Origin of the sequence: Colwellia sp. 6M3 (genome assembly GCF_014077595.1) — a bacterium.
Taxonomy (GTDB): domain Bacteria; phylum Pseudomonadota; class Gammaproteobacteria; order Enterobacterales; family Alteromonadaceae; genus Cognaticolwellia.
Genome location: NZ_JACGWF010000008.1, coordinates 22,236 through 39,561, shown reverse-complemented (window position 1 = coordinate 39,561; position 17,326 = coordinate 22,236). Strand labels below are relative to the sequence as shown.

The following is a 17,326-nucleotide window of genomic DNA, read 5'->3' as shown; positions in this document are numbered from 1 at the left end:
TTATTATTTATCATAAGATCAATTAAGTGATCCTTTACTGGTTTACTTTTTAATGCTAAATTTAGTTTTCTAAAGAAAGAACATTTCAAAAAAAACCATATTTAAACATCCTAAATTGCCAAACGGCACAGCATAACAACCTAAATAGTTTAAGAACCCCCAATATGAATCTTAACGAACTTAAAGAAAAGTCGATCAGCGAACTGGTTAAACTCGCAGAATCAATGAAATTGGAGCATTTAGCTCGTAACCGCAAACAAGACATTATTTTTGCCATATTAAAAGCCCACGCTAAAAGTGGTGAGGATATTTTTGGTAGCGGTGTTTTAGAAATTCTACAAGACGGCTTTGGATTTTTACGCTCAGCGGATTCTTCCTATTTAGCAGGCCCAGATGATATTTATGTATCACCAAGCCAGATACGTCGATTTAGTATGCGAACAGGCGATACCATTACCGGTAAAATTCGCCCACCAAAAGATGGCGAACGTTACTTCGCTCTTTTAAAAGTTAATGAAGTAAACTTTGACCGTCCAGAAAACTCTCGCAATAAAATCCTTTTTGAAAACTTAACGCCTATTCATCCTACTGACCGTTTAACAATGGAACGTGGAAATGGTTCTACCGAAGATATTACCGCACGTGTTTTAGATTTAGCATCTCCAATTGGTAAAGGGCAACGTGGTTTGATTGTTGCTCCGCCAAAAGCGGGTAAGACCTTATTGTTACAAAACATCGCTCAAAGTATTGCGCATAACCACCCTGATGCGGAGTTAATGGTATTACTGATTGATGAGCGTCCAGAAGAAGTAACTGAAATGCAGCGCTTAGTTAAGGGTGAAGTAATTGCTTCAACTTTTGACGAACCAGCCAATCGTCATGTTCAAGTTGCCGAAATGGTTATCGAAAAAGCAAAGCGCTTAGTTGAGCATAAAAAAGATGTTGTGATTTTATTAGATTCAATCACTCGACTTGCACGTGCATACAACACTGTTATTCCATCGTCAGGTAAAATATTAACCGGTGGTGTTGATGCGAACGCATTACATCGTCCAAAGCGATTTTTCGGTGCTGCTCGTAATATCGAAGAAGGTGGTAGCTTAACTATCATCGCAACAGCGCTTGTTGATACTGGCTCTAAAATGGATGAAGTTATCTACGAAGAGTTTAAAGGTACAGGTAATATGGAATTACACCTTTCACGCAAAATTGCTGAAAAACGTGTTTTCCCTGCTATCCACTTTAACCGCAGTGGCACGCGTCGCGAAGAACTTTTAACTAAGCCTGATGAACTACAGAAAATGTGGATACTGCGTAAAATCGTTCATGAAATGGGTGAGATTGACGCGATGGAATTCATGATTGATAAATTGGCTATGACGAAAACTAATGACGAATTTTTTGATTCGATGAAACGTCAATAAGCTAGTTATTAACTTTTAAAAAATGCCAGCAATTAGCTGGCATTTTTTATGGGTAATATAAAATTAATCGGCGATAAATTGAAATGGGATACGATAAAAGCAGAATTATTAACTTGATGCTGCTATCGATTAGGGGTTTTAGGTTTATTACCGTTATAATGTACGACAAATTTTTCATCAAATTCTAATATGAAATACAGTGATTTAAGAGATTTTATCTCTCAACTAGAGAAATTAGGTCAACTCAAGCGGATTAGCCAGCCTATTTCTACTGATTTAACCATGACAGAAATCAGTGATCGTACCTTAAGACAAGGCGGTCCAGCATTGTTATTTGAAAACCCAATCGACGAAAATGGTAAGCCACACAAAATGCCAGTATTAACCAATTTATTTGGTACGCCTGATCGTGTTGCTTTGGCTATGGGGCAAGAAAATGTAAAAGCCTTACGTGATGTAGGCACATTGTTGGCAGCATTAAAAGAGCCAGAGCCACCGAAAGGTTTCCGTGATGCTTTAAGTAAAATACCTTTATACAAGCAAGTGCTTAACATGCCGGTTAAGGTGATTAAAAAACCACTATGTCAGCAAGTGGTACTTGAAGGTGATGCAGTTGATTTAACTCAATTGCCAATACAAAAATGTTGGCCTGGTGATGTTGCTCCTTTGATCACATGGGGATTAACCGTAACTAAAGGGCCGCATAAATCACGACAAAATTTAGGTATTTATCGTAATCAATTGTTAGGTCGCAATAAAGTGATTATGCGTTGGTTATCGCATCGCGGCGGAGCATTAGATTTTCAAGAGTTTAAAAAAGCTTTTCCAGGTGAAAAATATCCAGTTGCTGTTGCGCTTGGTGCTGATCCGGCAACCATTTTAGGAGCTGTTACGCCTGTTCCAGATACTTTGTCAGAGTATGCTTTCGCGGGCTTATTGCGTGGTAGTAAAACAGAAGTTGCTAAGTGCATAAGTAGTGACTTAGAGGTTCCTGCGAGCGCTGAAATAGTACTTGAAGGCTATATTGACCCGGATGAAGTAGCACCCGAGGGACCCTATGGCGATCATACCGGCTACTACAATGAAGTTGACGATTTTCCGGTATTTACCGTAACGCATATTACGCATAGAAAAGATCCTATTTATCATAGCACTTACACGGGTCGTCCGCCTGATGAACCGGCGATTTTAGGTGTAGCGCTAAATGAAGTGTTTGTCCCTATTTTGCAAAAACAGTTTCCTGAAATCCAAGACTTTTACTTGCCACCAGAAGGGTGTTCATATCGTCTAGCGGTAGTGACCATTAAAAAGCAATATGCAGGTCATGCTAAGCGTGTGATGATGGGTGTTTGGTCGTTTTTACGTCAATTTATGTACACCAAGTTTGTTATTGTATGTGACGATGATATTAATGCACGAGACTGGCAAGATGTTATTTGGGCAATGACAACGCGCATGGATCCAAGTCGCGATACTGTGTTAATTGAGAACACACCGATAGATTATTTAGATTTTGCGTCACCTGTTTCAGGCTTAGGTTCAAAAATGGGCTTAGACGCAACGAATAAGTGGCCTGGCGAAACGAATCGCGAGTGGGGTGAACCCATAGAGATGACGCAAGAAATTAAAGACCAAGTTGACGAGATTTGGGATGAACTTAATATCTCAAACGAGACCAAAAATTCACATTAAAAATGCGGCTAATATAGTCAGCATGCAGTAATAAGGTAAAGAATAAATGAAAGTGATCACATGTCAGGTAGCGTCGTTAACACCATTGACGGAGCATGTTTATAAGGCGCTTCTAAAGCCTAACATGCCTGTTGATTTCTCTGCCGGACAGTATTTAAACTTTGTAATGAGTGACGAAGATAAACGTCCTTTTTCAATTGCCAGTGCTCCTGGCGCTGAACTGATAGAATTGCAAATTGGTGCTTTTGGCTCGGACAGTTATCCAATGCAAGTGATAGAACACATAAAAGCTAATACAGAAGTTACGGTAGAAATGCCTTTTGGTAATGCACAGTTGCGAGAAAATAGTGAGCGCCCACTATTGCTTATTGCAGGTGGAACCGGGTTTTCTTATGTGAAGTCTATGTTTGAGCATCTAGCTTTGCAGAACTCTCAACGAGAGGTTATTGTTTATTGGGGCTTACGTGACACGAGTGCGTGTTATGAGTTAGAGCAAACAGCCGCTATGATTAATAAACTCGCTAATGGTAAATTTATTCCAGTGATAGAAGCGCCCAGTGCTGATTGGCAAGGTCGTTCAGGCATGGTACATAAAGCGGTAATGGATGATGTTAATAACTTAGTTGATTATGATATCTATTTAGCTGGCCGCTTTGAAATGGTTGCGGTTGTACGTGGCGATTTTGTTGAGCAAGGTGCATTAATAGAGCATATGTATGCCGATGCTTTTGCTTTTATCTAAGCGACAAACCATTACTTATTGGTTAGTTTAAACTTTCGGGTATTAAAGTATTTACATTAATACCCTTTAGTTACATAACAGAGACATTGATAATGTCGAATAATATATATGGCTAAACGAGCTATTATATATTTCCACAAAAATTTAGCTGAAGCGGGTTGTACAATAAGCAGTAGCAAGCAGCAAAATTTATTTAAACGTTGATAATTACTCAGAAAGCTTATTTAAAAGTGTTGTGGTTTGATACTTTACAACGTCTTCAAATGGAGCTGGGCGACCCAGCAGGTAGCCTTGCACTTTATCAACACCTAGCACCCTCAGTGTATCGAGTTCATCTTGTGTTTCAACACCCTCAGCAAGAATAATACAGTTAATCGCTTTAGCAAAACCACATAAAGCCTTAGCCAAAAGGTATTTACTCCTCTCCTTATTTATATTTTGCGTTAGGCTAATATCAAGTTTAATAATATCCGCTTCAAGCTCTAATATATGTTGAAATGATGAAAAGCCAGCACCGGCATCATCAATAGCTAAACGCATGCCTTTAATACGTAGTGGTTTCAGAGCCTCGCGCATTGCGGGGTAATCTAATACCTGAGTATGCTCAGTTAATTCTAACACTATTTGATTACAATCAACTTGTTCAAAAACCCTTGCTATGGCACCTGATAAGATATGTTCAGGAGCTGTATTAATTGATATATAAGTCGCTTTATCAAACTTGTCTATATAATCGAGCGTATTTTGTATTGCAAGCATTTCCAGTGGTTCACCCAGGCCTAGTTGAGCCGCCTCGTTAAACCAAATATCTGGTGTTCTATAAGGTATCGAAGTAAAGCGTGAAAGGGCTTCAAAACCTGAAATTTTATTAGTGTTTAAGCTAAAGATTGGTTGAAAATAAATATCGATACCCTTGGTTTTAATAACATTTTCAATAGCTAGCTTGGCATCTTTGTTTAACATTTCGAATTGAACATTTTTTTCAATAAGCTCAGCGGCAACTTCGGAGATCAGTGTTAAAAAAGTTAAATCTCTGCCATTTAAACTGTCATCGGGATGCGACTTATAGCAACAAAATGTCCCGTACATCCCTCCATCAGAAAGAACGATAGGAACGCCAATATAACAACCAATGTTCAATTCCTTTGTTATCGGCATGACATTCGTTATTGGGTTAGCTTTAGTATCAGTGATTATGGGGTCTAGTTGATTATCAGCAATTTTTTGGCAATAAGTTTCTTTAATCACGTCTGAATTTCCAACGCAGACTGTTGAGCTTGAAGTTTGCTTATCGACTAATTTGAATACGCGGTCATTACCAACAAACTCTGAAATGAAAGCGACTTCCATATCTAAATGTTTGCGAACAAGTGCGAGTAGGTTTAATAATTTAGCGCCAACGTTAGTTTCTTCATTCGGATCAAAAATGTGGTCGATAAATTGTCTGTCCATATATTTATCCATACAATAAAAATGTGCAGCGTATATTAAATAATACTATTTATAACCGCCAATGGTGTCAAGTTTTGACTTTTTAATGAGAGGTTTAGCGATTGTTTTAAGTGTTACTTTAAAAATAAAAAACCTATTTACTAGCGCAGAAGGTATGAAATTATCACCTCTGTTAGGTTGAAATTTTTGTCGCTTGTTTGACTAATAAGTATAGAGTACTGCACGCCATAGCATTAAAGTATTAACCCTGTAATAGCACTATTCATTTATAGTACGAATCGACAGTGGCTATAAATTTTGATTTCCCACTAAACTCCTTACACTATATGAATTATTAAGGCTTAAAACAAGATGTTAAGTGTTGTTAATATTTTTATAATATCGTTAGTTTACTGATTAATTTTAGTTGTGGCTGATCAGCTAAACGACAATCCTAGTGACCTTTTTATGCAAGCTATTAATAACGCAAGTCTTCAACAATCACTAGTGACTACACAGTCTAATGGTTATCTAATTTATGTGTAAAATGCAGTTTATTACTTCTATTATCAATAAATAGAGCGTGCTATTCATCAATCTTTAAAGCATACGACTTAATGCCCAAGCAGTTAATATTAAAAGCGTTAAAGCGATCATGGTTTTTGTTTTATGTTTACTTATAATACGCTCAGCTTGATTACCGGCGTAATACACGACAATCGCTAGACCAAAATATCGAATAGATCTTGCAATAGCCGAGGCTATTATAAATAAAGTGAGTGAATATTTAGTTGCACCAGCTGCCAGCATGGCTATTTGAAACGGAATTGGCACTATGCCTAAGGTGATAACAAACCAAAAACCTTGGTCATGCATTTTTTGTTTCACACTTTCAAATTGTTCGGGGTTTGAAAATGTGTTGATAACCCACTCGCCAGCAATATCAAATAGATAATACCCCAGTGTATAACCAAGTAAAGCGCCAGCTATACAGCCTAATGTTGCCATGAATGCAATAAGCCAAAGTTTTTCGCGGCGTGCCTGCATAAGAGGAATTAATACGGCCTCTAAAGGAATGGGGACTATGGTAGATTCTAGAAAAGAAGCAATGGTAATACCTCTAAGCATATGTCTAGAATCTATAAATTCACGCGTTTTTTGTTTAATCTTATTTTGTACGGACATCAAAACTCCTTTTAGTTGTCGGTAATTATCGAGGTAAGTAGATATATCGAGTGTTAAATTTAATATGAAATTTCAAAAAGTATCGATTGTTAGACTATTGCATTATTTTCATTGATTATTTTTCATATTGAATGGCGTTAACGTACCAAATTTTTTCACCCGTAGGCGTTTTAACCACTACTTCGTCATCAACTTCTTTTTTTAAACATGCGCGTGAAATCGGTGAGTCAATTGAAGAGTAGTCGTTGCGACCATAGATTTCTTCTGGACCAACAATGCGAAACTTTAGCGTTTCATTGTCGTCATTTTCTAAACTGACCCAAGCACCGAAAAATACTTTGCCTTCTTGTTGAGGGCCGTAATCGACAACTTTTAACTCTTCGAGTATTTTTCGCAGATAACGCACGCGGCGATCAATCTCTCGCAAACGCTTTTTATTATATTGGTAATCAGCGTTCTCACTTCGATCCCCTAAACTTGCCGCCCACGAAACTTTTCGGGTTGTTTCTGGACGGTCTTCTCGCCAGAGTTTATTTAACTCTTGCTGAAGTAATACATAGCCTGGTCGAGTAATTAATTTGGTTTTCATATGTTGTTTTGTGAGTTCGATAATTGGAGGAAATAGCAGTGATATTTTGCAAATAATAAGAAAAATAAAACCCTCATTAAGCTGTAGGTAATAATATAATGAAATATATTGTTATGCTAGAGAGTATTTGTTCAGGCGTAAATCACGTAATTCATTTAAAAGCTAATGTTCAACATGGCGTTACGAACATCAACTTTGACGTAGCTTATAAATATCACACGTTTGTGTAATACACATTGTGATACTTTCACTTTACCCACCTATGTACTTTTTACAATCCAATCGGTAAATAAATCGCGATGATGATTCAATAACACAAAAAATAAATGGGAAAAATAAATTATATCTTTATTAATCAGTGCTTTATTTTACTGGCATAGATGTGGCATTAGTATTGTTGTCTTAACTAAAAGGAGAATAATATGAAAAACTCAATTCGTTCAATTATTGCGTTAACATTATTAACAGTTGGCTCGTCAGCAGCATATGCAGAGAACACATGGAAAGATACCTCAAAAGACGCTTGGTTAGATGGTAAAGCCGAAAGCACTTTATTATTTAATACGAATCTGAATTCTTTCGACATCAATACTGATGTGAAAAACGGTGTAGTCATTCTAACGGGTAAAGTTGAAAGCGACGTTGATAAAGCGTTGGCTGAAGAGTTAGTTGCTAGCCTAGAAGGTGTGAATTCAGTCGATAACCGTTTGACAGTAATAGATAATAAATCTACCAAAGACAGTAAAATGCTTATCGCATTAACAGATTCCAAAATTGAAACAGTTGTAAAAACAAAGCTTTTATTTGAATCAGAAGTAAGCGGAACCGCTATCGAAGTAGAAGTCATAAAAGGCGTGGTTACATTATCAGGTCAAGTTGACTCAGATGCAGCAAAACAACTAGCTGTTGCTATTGCCAAAAATACAACCGACGTTAAATCGGTGGTTGATAAATTGGAAATGGTTAAGCATTAGTATTTCGCAATAGTTCAACTAAACGCACGCTCTAGGCGTGCGTTTAACTTTCGCACTTTTCAAAATTTGAACATGTGTTCATCATAATCTATCGTTGTTCTGATTTGGTGTTGCTGAGTTTTGATTTTATATTATTTCAACATTGCTTTCTCTCGAAAGCTAATTTGGAGGATTAGATGGCTTCAGCACCAACCTCTCAAGATAATGTGTACGCAATAGCTTCTACTTTACATAATAGTAAGTTAACACCAAAAAGTAACTCCAAGCTAACCCTATTACTGGTTAATGAGTTCGAAAATCAATTGACAGATTGGCGCAATATATTTGGCACTCACTTTCAAATACAAACAGCAAGTGATGGTTTAATGGCGTTAAAAGCTATTTTAAATGGCAACATTGACATAGTACTTTCATCAACACAATTAGCTCAAATGACTAGCGCGGATGTGTGTAAATTTGTGAAACAGCATAAGTCGACAGAGCACATTCAAATGATTTTTATTAGTGATCATTACAGTGAAATAGAAGAGGAGCAAATGCTAGATTTAGGGGCTATTGATTATATTGCCTCAGATACTTTGCCTAAAATCCTATTCAGTCGTGTAAAAAATCATATTAAATTAGTGAAGCACACTAAAGAGCTGGAACTGGTTTCAAAAACCGATGCTTTAACCGGTATTGCTAATCGGTTCTGTTTTGATAACCAGTTAGTTCATGACTGGCAAGCTGTAATACGAGGGGCAGGAGATATATCACTTATTATGGTCGATATTGACCACTTTAAACATTACAACGATGAATTTGGCCATGTGAAAGGCGATGAATGCTTAACCCTAGTCGCTCAGTGTTTAGTGGCAACTAGAAAGCGCACTACAGATCTTGTTGCCAGATTTGGTGGAGAGGAGTTTGTTATTTTACTGCCATTTACCGACTTAGTAGGTGCTACAAAAATAGCCAACGATTTGGTTAAGTCGGTTAACGGGCTAAGTATCCCGCATGCCGCCAATGCAAAATACCATAACATTACTATCAGTGCAGGGGTAACGAGCTATTCGCCCACTTTTAAAGATGAAACAAGTATTGGGATTAAAGAGTTTATGAATCAAGCAGACGTCAGTTTATATAAAGCAAAAACATACGGTCGTAACCAAGTTTGTAGTTAGTTAATGAGCTATTTAAGGGGAAGAATTTTGCAAAATTACTGGAATGCCATTGTTCAGATATTTAAAAAAAGCCTGAAACAGAGACCGAAAAACCCCTATGTGCAGCCTGGTCAATATTATTGCTGGTACAATCAGGAAAACACTCAATATTTTCAATCCAATAGCGGCAAATAGTGCTGTTAGTTTAAACGCTGATATTTTTACGATATACATATTACAGTAGAAAATCAGCGTAACTAACTAACATTAAAGTAAGTATATTTAGATTGTGTAATTTTTAACAAAAGATGGTGCGATAACACGGCTAGAAACTCATTTTAAAAGCAGCAGTATTAAATGAGTTTAACTAGAGTGAATAAATACATCGTCAGTGAAGATAAAACTCAAACCTTAGCCCTTTAAAGACTTCTATTAATCCTTAGGGACTTCTTTTTTCACTCTACCTATAATTTTAAGCGTTGCAAAAGTCATAATACTTAGCGCAATTGCAATTTCTATACGTTCTAAACCCACCGCAATCCCTATAGCTCCTGTAGACCAAATTGCCGCCGCTGTTGATGTTCCGCTAACTTGCGATGAGTCTTTTAAAATTGCACCACCACCGATAAAACCGATACCGGTGACAATACCCGCAATAACTTTAGATTGAGCGTCTTGGTCGTTAAAAATAGACATGGCAAGAATAGTGAAGGTACAAGCTGCCATTGATACTAAAGGGAAGGTTCTTAAGCCTGCTGACCTACTACTTGTTTCTCTTTCCCATGCGGTCATAATTGGCAATACTAATGCGATAAATAGCTGCATTATATTTTTCACGACTTCATCTAGATTAATATTGAGGCTAAATAAATCCATAAGTCCTTTTGTCCTTTAAGTTGAAGAAACCTTTTACTTTCAGGTTAAGTAACGAGTTTTAGTTTGTATGAGTATTAATAATGTTTGATTTTTATACTTTATATTACTTACTTACTGAAAATAGTCCAAAAAAATACCACTGATGTCAGTGGTATTTATATTGATTTTCGCTGAGTAAACTATTTTAAAGTGCGTTACGCTTGGTTTGGAATAATTTGAATTTCTACTCGACGATTTAATGCACGACCATTGGCAGTAGTGTTATCAGCAACAGCACGTGTCTCACCGTAACCAACTGTTTGTAATCGACTAGCCATAATATCTTGGTTCGTTAAATACTGTTTAACACTACCCGCACGTTGCTCAGATAAGTTTTGATTAAACTCTGCACCACCTTGGCTATCGGTATGACCTTCAATACTTAATAAGGTTTTTTCATATTTATTTAATACACGTGCTATATCGTCCAAGGTACTGTAAAACCCTGACGTAATATAAGCTTGGCCTGTAGCAAAAGTAATGTTGGCTGGCATGATTAAGCGTAAATTATCACCTTCTCTTACTACTTCAATACCTGAGCCTGACAATTCGTCACGAAACTCTTGCTCTTGTTTATCCATGTAATCACCAATTGCAACACCCGCAATAGCACCAATAGCAGCACCCCAAACAGCACGTTTATTTTTATGATTACTGGTCGATTTTCCAATTACTGCGCCAGTAATAGCGCCAATCGCAGCACCTTTTTCTTTATTAGTACTCGCACAACCGGTGAATGCCAACGATACAACAATTAAACTGATAATGGATTTTTTACACTGCATAAATACGACCTTAAAGAAAATTAACTATTTGAATAACTTGTTTTCATTATACCAAAGAAAAATGAATGGTTAATGAACGAGAGTGCCTGATTGTAGCAATTAAATACGAGCAGTTAACCTTTAAAGATCATCAATGTGTATCTTCAGGGTACTTTTGCCTTAACGCCTAAAATTAGAACGCAGTCCCATGCGAAAAAATTAACTTCTTAGTGCTCGTTAGTCAGTCTGCGATATATCGTAAAACCGATATAAAAACACCACGACAAGCGTGGTGTTTTGAAGCAAGTTAATCGTTACGTTATTCTGCTCGGTAAAGACTATTTAAATACTGCATCAACCGCTAATACTTTGACGTTTTTACTTGGTAGAGCCAGTTTATAGCTTTCAATAATTTTATCAGTCGCTAATAACTCTGCTGGTTTTTCAGAATTGTATTTTAATGGTGAAGTTTGCTCTGACAATAAACGATTTTTCATGTCTTCGCCGTCACCTGAAATAAATACATAATGAATGTTATCGGTTTGTAAGTTTGCTTTAATCACTCGGTTTACATCTGCTAATGAGAGTTTTGCAAATTGCTCGCGCACATATTTAACAAACTCATCAGTTTGATAAAACTCACTATCAAGTGCATACCCTAATTGCTGATCTTGGCTCGCTACCAGCTGCGGGGCATAATTAGTTAAATAATTACGTGTAGCTTGAAAGTCCTTTTCGCTCATACCATTTTTAATTAATTTATCTAATTCATATAAAGCAGCACGCGTAGCGAAGTGTGCGTCATTATTTGAACGTAACGGGCGCAACCATACTTGGAAAATCTGACTTGAGCGCCCCAAGTTTGCATCAGGTTTTGTTTGATGCATACCGCGTGGGAAGTACTCAATATAAGCATAATCACCGTAGTTCATGCCACGTTCTTGGCGTATTTGTTGATAAAGGTAGCTGTTCGAGCTTCTGTGCTCTCCAAAATAAGAACGAACAAGCCATAGTGCTGCCCAATCGTTATCGTTACGAATAGTCTTGATTGGGAAACCAAAAGAAACCGCCGTTGATTGCGCATTCTTTTCTACAATAGTGGCATGATGACCTTTTAGCATTGGCGCTTTTGCAATGTTTAATCGTTTTTCATCACCAACAGGTAAGCGTGCTAAATCACTAAACATTTGCGTTTTTAAAGTATTTGAAAGCGCACCAGTAATACCTAGATGTAATTTAGCTTGAGTTAGTTGCGTTTTATAAAATGCTTTAACATCGTCAAGTGAAATAGTGTCTAAATCAGACAGGTCGCCGCTGTTAAAATGCGCGTAAGCATGGCCTTGATATAACTCGCTGTATAAAACCTCTTTGCCTAGTTCTTCATCATTAGAGGCTTTGAGTCCTGATTTAATGCCATCAATTAATTCTTTTTTCAGACGTTTAAAGTCATCTTCGCGCCATCCTGGATTTAATAATTGGTCACTGATGAGTGAGTACCATAAATCAGCATTGTCTTTATGGACACGGCCAGTAAACGACATCATTTCTTTATCAAGTTGCGAGGTAAACTGTCCAGCGATAGGATATAAATTTTGTTGAATTTCTTTGTAACTACGCGTTTGTGAACCCCCTTGAGTTAACATACGTGCCATTAATGCCGCTGTGCCTTTTTTATCAACAGGATCTGCTGCTGCGCCAGTGTAAAACAAAAAGTTAACATCGATTAACGGTGAGTCATTCGTTTTGTCTAATACGGTAAATTGCGCTTTAGTCGGTTGAGACTTTTTCATTTTAAGGTTTGCAACAGCGGTGTTTAACGTGACTTCTTTTTCAAAGCCCGCCACCTTATCTAAAGCAGATAAAGTCACCGTTGTGCGGTTTTCATCAATAAAGTATTTGTTAGCAATGCGTTTAATATCATCAGCAGAAATATTATCGAAGCTATTATAAAGATGATTAATAGTTTCAGGATCGCGGTCAAAATGCATATAGCTTGCTAAAGTTGATGCAATTGACTCTGAAGAGTCTAAGCTATTCACAAAGCTATATTTTAGGTTCGACTTTAAATTATCAAGCTTTTCAGCTGAGACTAATTCGGTGCGCGCTTTTGCGTATGTTTGATTAATAGCATCACGGACAGTGGCTAAATCTTTTTCTTCGTTCACTTTTATAAAGACGTGTCGTAAACCAGCATCTTTAGTCTCTGGATTATAGTTAAACATCTGGCTGGCTAATTGTTTGTCTACCACTAACTCTTGATACAGCGCTGAGTTATTTGAAAAATACAATTCTGATATTAAATCTAATGCTGCGCGATCTTTTTGCTTCGGTTGCCAGTCAGCACCTTTATAAGATACTAATAACCAGTGACCAGGTAAACCGTCAAATTTTTCATGCACGTATTTAGGTGCTAGTTGCTTAGGCTCTGGCGTAATATTATTTACAAAGTCTCCCTTTTGCCAGTTGCCCCAATGCTTTTCAACCATTGCCATGGTTGCATTTGGGTCGACATCACCGACAATAACCAATGAAACATATTCGGGCTTATAAAACTGTTTGAAGAATTTTTCACCATAAGCAGATTGTTCAGGCATTGCTTCTACATCTTCAAAAAATCCCATAGTGGTGTGTTTATAAGTATGAGTATCGAAGGCTTCTTTTCGCACTGCAGCAAGCAATTTTCGGGTAGGGCTGGCATTGTTCTTTAAATATTCGCCCTTAACGGTTAACGCTTCTGTTTTAAATTGTGCTTCAGTGTAGCTGAGGTTTTTAAAATGATCGGCTTGAATTTCTAGTACTTTATCAAGATGATCTTTAGAAAAATCTAAATGATAGTTAGTGTAATCGTTAGTGGTATAGGCACCATTATCTACACCCGCATTTTTGAATAAATCTGCATACACTGTTTGGGGATATTTCTCTGAACCTTTGAACATCATGTGTTCAAAAAAGTGAGCAAATCCTGTTCGTCCTACTTCGTCTTCGTCACGAGCGCCTACTGATACAGGAATTTGTACAGAAACTAAATCTGGGTAATCAGTTTTAACAATTAAGACACGTAAGCCATTATCTAGCTCTTTAAAAACATAGTTTTGACTGAATACTTTATGGTTATTACTTTCAACAGCGGCACTTTGCGCTGTTGAGTTTTGGTTAGTTTGTGTTGCTATACAAGCAGAGAGAGTAAAGCTGGCGACAATGACTGCCGCTAAATATTTTGTTTTCATTATCGAGCCCTTTGTTGTTATGCTGCTATCTTATGAAATTGTTGGTGTTTTTTCACCACTTTAACAACTTATTTACACAATATACTGTAACAAAATACATACGTTATCCGTTATAACAAACGAATTATCTGCATAAATAAAAGAGAACACTACGATGAATTCTGATTTTAATAACAAAACGGTCATTATTACTGGCGCCTCAGCTGGCGTTGGTGCAGCAACCGCACGAACTTTTGCTAATTTAGGAGCTAATTTAGTTTTAGTGGCACGTGGACAAGTAGCGTTAGATAAAATCACTGAAGAGCTCGCGTCAATCACATCGGTCATCAATATTGCTATGGATATTAATGATGCATCAGCGAATGAGTCTTTATTGATTAAAGCTGAGCAGGCATTTGGGACTGTTGATGTGTTAATCAATAATGCTGGCTTTCATCAGCGTGGTGAGGTGGCATTAAACCAAGCAAATGACCTTACCAAAATGGTAGATATTAACTTACGCGCGCCGATCCAACTGTCGTGTTTAATGTTACCGTATTTACAAAAAGCCGGAGGCGGCGCAATAGTCAATGTTGGCTCGCTCGCGGGTAGAACTCCTTTACAAGGTGCAGCAACTTACGCGGCAACAAAAGCAGGTTTACGTGCATTTACTTACTCTTTGGCTGATGAACTACAAAATACGGGTATTTATGTTGGGTTGGTTTCGCCTGGGCCTATTGATACCGGCTTTATCATGTCAGAAATTGATCAAGTAGAAGACATTGTCTTTTCACAGCCTATGAGCAGTGCTCAACAAGTTGCCGATGCTATAGTTAGTGTGGCACGTGGTGAAAAAACTGAAATATCGTTACCCATAGTCAGTGGCTGGCTAACAACCGTATCATATTTATTTCCAAAACTGCGTCGAGCTTTACGCCCTGCACTTTATCGCAAAGGTCGAAAAATGAAAGAGCAATATAAACAACATAATACTAAGTCTTCATAAAGACGCTTATTTAGTTTGATGACTATATACACCATCCCAGTTTTTAACAGGGGGAGATGCCTTATAGTCATCAATGCGTTGCAAATATATTTGATATAAAACAATGTTGCTTTTATCGTTAGGTTGGCTCATTAAGTTATTAAGAATTACAGCTGCTTCATCCCACTTTTGTTGACAATATAATTCATAAGCTAAATGAAACTGATCGATTTCTTGTTTTAATTCATCAGTCACTAAGTCAATAAAATTAACCACTTCATATATGTTAACGGCTTCAACTTTGCCTTTTACTTTTACGCGATCTAATTTTCGGTAAATGAAATTTGGTGCGGCCTGCTTAGTATATTCAGTCACGATCAAAGCAACGCCATATTGCTTGGTTAATCCTTCTACACGAGCACCTAAGTTGACGGCATCGCCTAAAACGGTGTAAGCCATACGGTATTCAGAACCCATATTGCCAACGCTCATCATGCCAGTATTTAAACCAATACCAATATTAACTTCTGGCCAACCACGAGCAGAAAAACTTGATTGCAGATGTTTTACTTTTTCTAGCATTTTTAACGCGGCTGCAACGCCTTGTTCTGCGTGCCTACTATCGGGTAAAGGGGCTCCCCAAAAAGACATGATGCAATCGCCTATATATTTATCAATAGTGCCTCGTTCGTCGTATATCACTTTGGTTAATGGGGTTAAAAATAAGTTTAATAACTCACTGAGCTCTTGGGGGGATAGGCGTTCAGAAATTGATGTAAAGCCTCGTATATCTGCAAATAATACGGTTAACTCACGTGATTGGCCTTCTTGAGTGATCCATTCTGGCTTATTAACCATTTCATCAACTAACCCAGGGGGAACATACTGGCCAAACAATTTTTTGACTGTATTTTTAGTATTATTTTCAGCAACAAAGCCCCATGACATATGCACAACAAAGATCATGAGTATCAATAATAATGGTGAGGCGAGGAAAATAACTATGCCTTGTTGCCATAAAAACAAGTTTAAAATAAGATAAACAGTGATAAGTGTTGAGGTAAAAAGCATGGTCATGATGGGCGATAAGTAATTGCATACCACCATCATCAGTAAGCCCAAAATTATAATAATAGTGAGCTCAACACCCAGAGCATAACTCGGTTGATAAGGAATACGCTGATCCAGTATGCCGGTAATAATATTGGCATGAACTTCAACACCAGGCAGCGCACTATCTACCGGCGTTGCCCTTATATCTTGTAGTCCTGGCGCTGAAGTGCCTAAAATAACAATACGATCTTTAAGTGCATCTTTAGCGACACGTTTGTTCATAATATCTTTGACAGAAATGTAAGGAAAACTCCCTTCACCACCCCGATAAGGCACAATAACCGAGCCAGTTTTATCTACTGGAATAATTAAACTACCCAGTTGCACTTGCTCGATTGCAACATACTGACCAGTTTTTTGAATGTTAAAGTAGTAATCTTGGTCACCAATAGCTTTTCGTGTAATCGCTAACGCTAAAGAAGGATGAAAGCCATTTTGATAAAGCTGAAAGAGTGGCACTTTACGATATAAACCGTCTTCAGAAATATTAGGGTTGTCAAAAAAACCAACACTGTCGGTTGCTTGATGTAAAATGTCGATGTTACCCGTGTAGCCAATAGGTTTTGCAACAAAAGTTTTTTCTGCAAGTGTGGCTTCGATTGTGGTGATTGGTTGTTTTAAATCATTAACTTCATCAGGATTGGCTTGGTCAAAAACCATACCTAATACTATGTTACGACCCTTTATAGACGCTGAAAATATTTTGTCATACGCCAGTTGTTGTTTTAATTTTTCGCTTGTAGCAAGATATTGTTCATCGTCAATCTGAAGCGAATCAAGCTGTTCTAAAACCATAAAACCACTGACATCATCAGGTTCAGAAAACACAACATCAAAGCCAAGTACTTTAATTTGATAATGGTCGAACATAGTGTCAACAAATTCAGCTAAAATGGCTCTATTCCAAGGCCAACGTCCTAATTCTCGAATACTGGCTTCATCGATATCGGCAATAACAACTCTATTATCTACTCCTTCGGGCATCGTCATTTTTAAGCGCACGTCAGAAATGAACATCTCTACAGTGTTTAAAATAGGTACTTCTATTAATGGTGTTGTACTAATAAAAATATATAAAATAATACAAAAATTTAGGATGTTTTTTTTTGAGCGCTGAAATATCATTTTAATGTTTACCAACCATGAGTTGCTGCAATAATTAAA

Annotated in this window: 14 protein-coding genes; 7 read left to right on the top strand and 7 right to left on the bottom strand. The window is 37.3% G+C overall.

The features are described from left to right. Positions 1-164 precede the first annotated feature (164 nt). The 3 genes from rho to fre all read left to right on the top strand — a co-directional run bounded on the left by rho (position 165) and on the right by fre (position 3,858). Positions 165-1,424, top strand: coding sequence for a transcription termination factor Rho (gene rho, locus H4J50_RS03360; RefSeq protein ID WP_108457591.1), 1,260 nt, complete (start codon positions 165-167; stop codon positions 1,422-1,424). A gap of 189 nt (positions 1,425-1,613) precedes the next feature. Beyond that, a complete protein-coding gene (gene ubiD / locus H4J50_RS03355; RefSeq protein ID WP_182254447.1) occupies positions 1,614-3,116 on the top strand; it encodes a 4-hydroxy-3-polyprenylbenzoate decarboxylase in 1,503 nt (500 codons plus the stop codon). Between the two features lie 46 nt (positions 3,117-3,162). Continuing rightward, positions 3,163-3,858 carry an NAD(P)H-flavin reductase gene (gene fre, locus H4J50_RS03350; protein WP_182254445.1) on the top strand — a complete coding sequence of 232 codons (696 nt, stop codon included), beginning with the start codon at positions 3,163-3,165 and terminating at the stop codon, positions 3,856-3,858. A gap of 207 nt (positions 3,859-4,065) precedes the next feature. Here the strand turns inward: fre and H4J50_RS03345 are convergent, their stop codons facing one another. The 3 genes from H4J50_RS03345 to greB form a co-directional block, all read right to left on the bottom strand. Next, positions 4,066-5,310 (bottom strand): EAL domain-containing protein, encoded by a 1,245-nt coding sequence (locus H4J50_RS03345; protein WP_182254443.1) that lies wholly within the window; start codon positions 5,308-5,310, stop codon positions 4,066-4,068. Positions 5,311-5,889: 579 nt separating this feature from the next. Continuing rightward, positions 5,890-6,474 carry a YqaA family protein gene (locus H4J50_RS03340; RefSeq protein ID WP_182254441.1) on the bottom strand — a complete coding sequence of 195 codons (585 nt, stop codon included), beginning with the start codon at positions 6,472-6,474 and terminating at the stop codon, positions 5,890-5,892. A 115-nt stretch (positions 6,475-6,589) separates the two neighbouring features. Next, on the bottom strand, positions 6,590-7,063 hold the full coding sequence (gene greB / locus H4J50_RS03335; protein ID WP_108457587.1) for a transcription elongation factor GreB: 474 nt from the start codon (positions 7,061-7,063) through the stop codon (positions 6,590-6,592). A 98-nt stretch (positions 7,064-7,161) separates the two neighbouring features. On the opposite strand from greB, the gene H4J50_RS19545 reads away from it, so the two are divergent. From H4J50_RS19545 to H4J50_RS03325, 3 genes are all read left to right on the top strand, one after another. Continuing rightward, positions 7,162-7,293, top strand: a complete 132-nt coding sequence (locus tag H4J50_RS19545; protein ID WP_259366147.1) for a hypothetical protein — start codon at positions 7,162-7,164, stop codon at positions 7,291-7,293. Between the two features lie 192 nt (positions 7,294-7,485). Continuing rightward, positions 7,486-8,037, top strand: coding sequence for a BON domain-containing protein (locus H4J50_RS03330; RefSeq protein WP_108457586.1), 552 nt, complete (start codon positions 7,486-7,488; stop codon positions 8,035-8,037). A 176-nt stretch (positions 8,038-8,213) separates the two neighbouring features. Next, positions 8,214-9,200 (top strand): diguanylate cyclase, encoded by a 987-nt coding sequence (locus H4J50_RS03325; protein ID WP_182254439.1) that lies wholly within the window; start codon positions 8,214-8,216, stop codon positions 9,198-9,200. Between the two features lie 411 nt (positions 9,201-9,611). On the opposite strand, the gene H4J50_RS03320 is transcribed toward H4J50_RS03325, so the two are convergent. The 3 genes from H4J50_RS03320 to H4J50_RS03310 form a co-directional block, all read right to left on the bottom strand. After that, complete coding sequence (locus H4J50_RS03320) at positions 9,612-10,055, bottom strand: MgtC/SapB family protein (protein ID WP_108457584.1); 444 nt, start codon at positions 10,053-10,055, stop codon at positions 9,612-9,614. Between the two features lie 194 nt (positions 10,056-10,249). Beyond that, on the bottom strand, positions 10,250-10,879 hold the full coding sequence (locus H4J50_RS03315; RefSeq protein ID WP_108457583.1) for an OmpA family protein: 630 nt from the start codon (positions 10,877-10,879) through the stop codon (positions 10,250-10,252). 317 nt (positions 10,880-11,196) lie between these two features. Next, positions 11,197-14,085, bottom strand: a complete 2,889-nt coding sequence (locus tag H4J50_RS03310) for a pitrilysin family protein (RefSeq protein WP_182254437.1) — start codon at positions 14,083-14,085, stop codon at positions 11,197-11,199. A 154-nt stretch (positions 14,086-14,239) separates the two neighbouring features. Here H4J50_RS03310 and H4J50_RS03305 point away from each other — a divergent pair, with 154 nt between their 5' ends. After that, positions 14,240-15,070, top strand: coding sequence for an SDR family oxidoreductase (locus H4J50_RS03305; protein WP_182254435.1), 831 nt, complete (start codon positions 14,240-14,242; stop codon positions 15,068-15,070). A gap of 6 nt (positions 15,071-15,076) precedes the next feature. Here H4J50_RS03305 and H4J50_RS03300 read toward each other — a convergent pair whose 3' ends face one another. Then, positions 15,077-17,287 carry a CHASE2 domain-containing protein gene (locus H4J50_RS03300; RefSeq protein ID WP_259366146.1) on the bottom strand — a complete coding sequence of 737 codons (2,211 nt, stop codon included), beginning with the start codon at positions 17,285-17,287 and terminating at the stop codon, positions 15,077-15,079. Between the last annotated feature and the right edge of the window lie 39 nt (positions 17,288-17,326).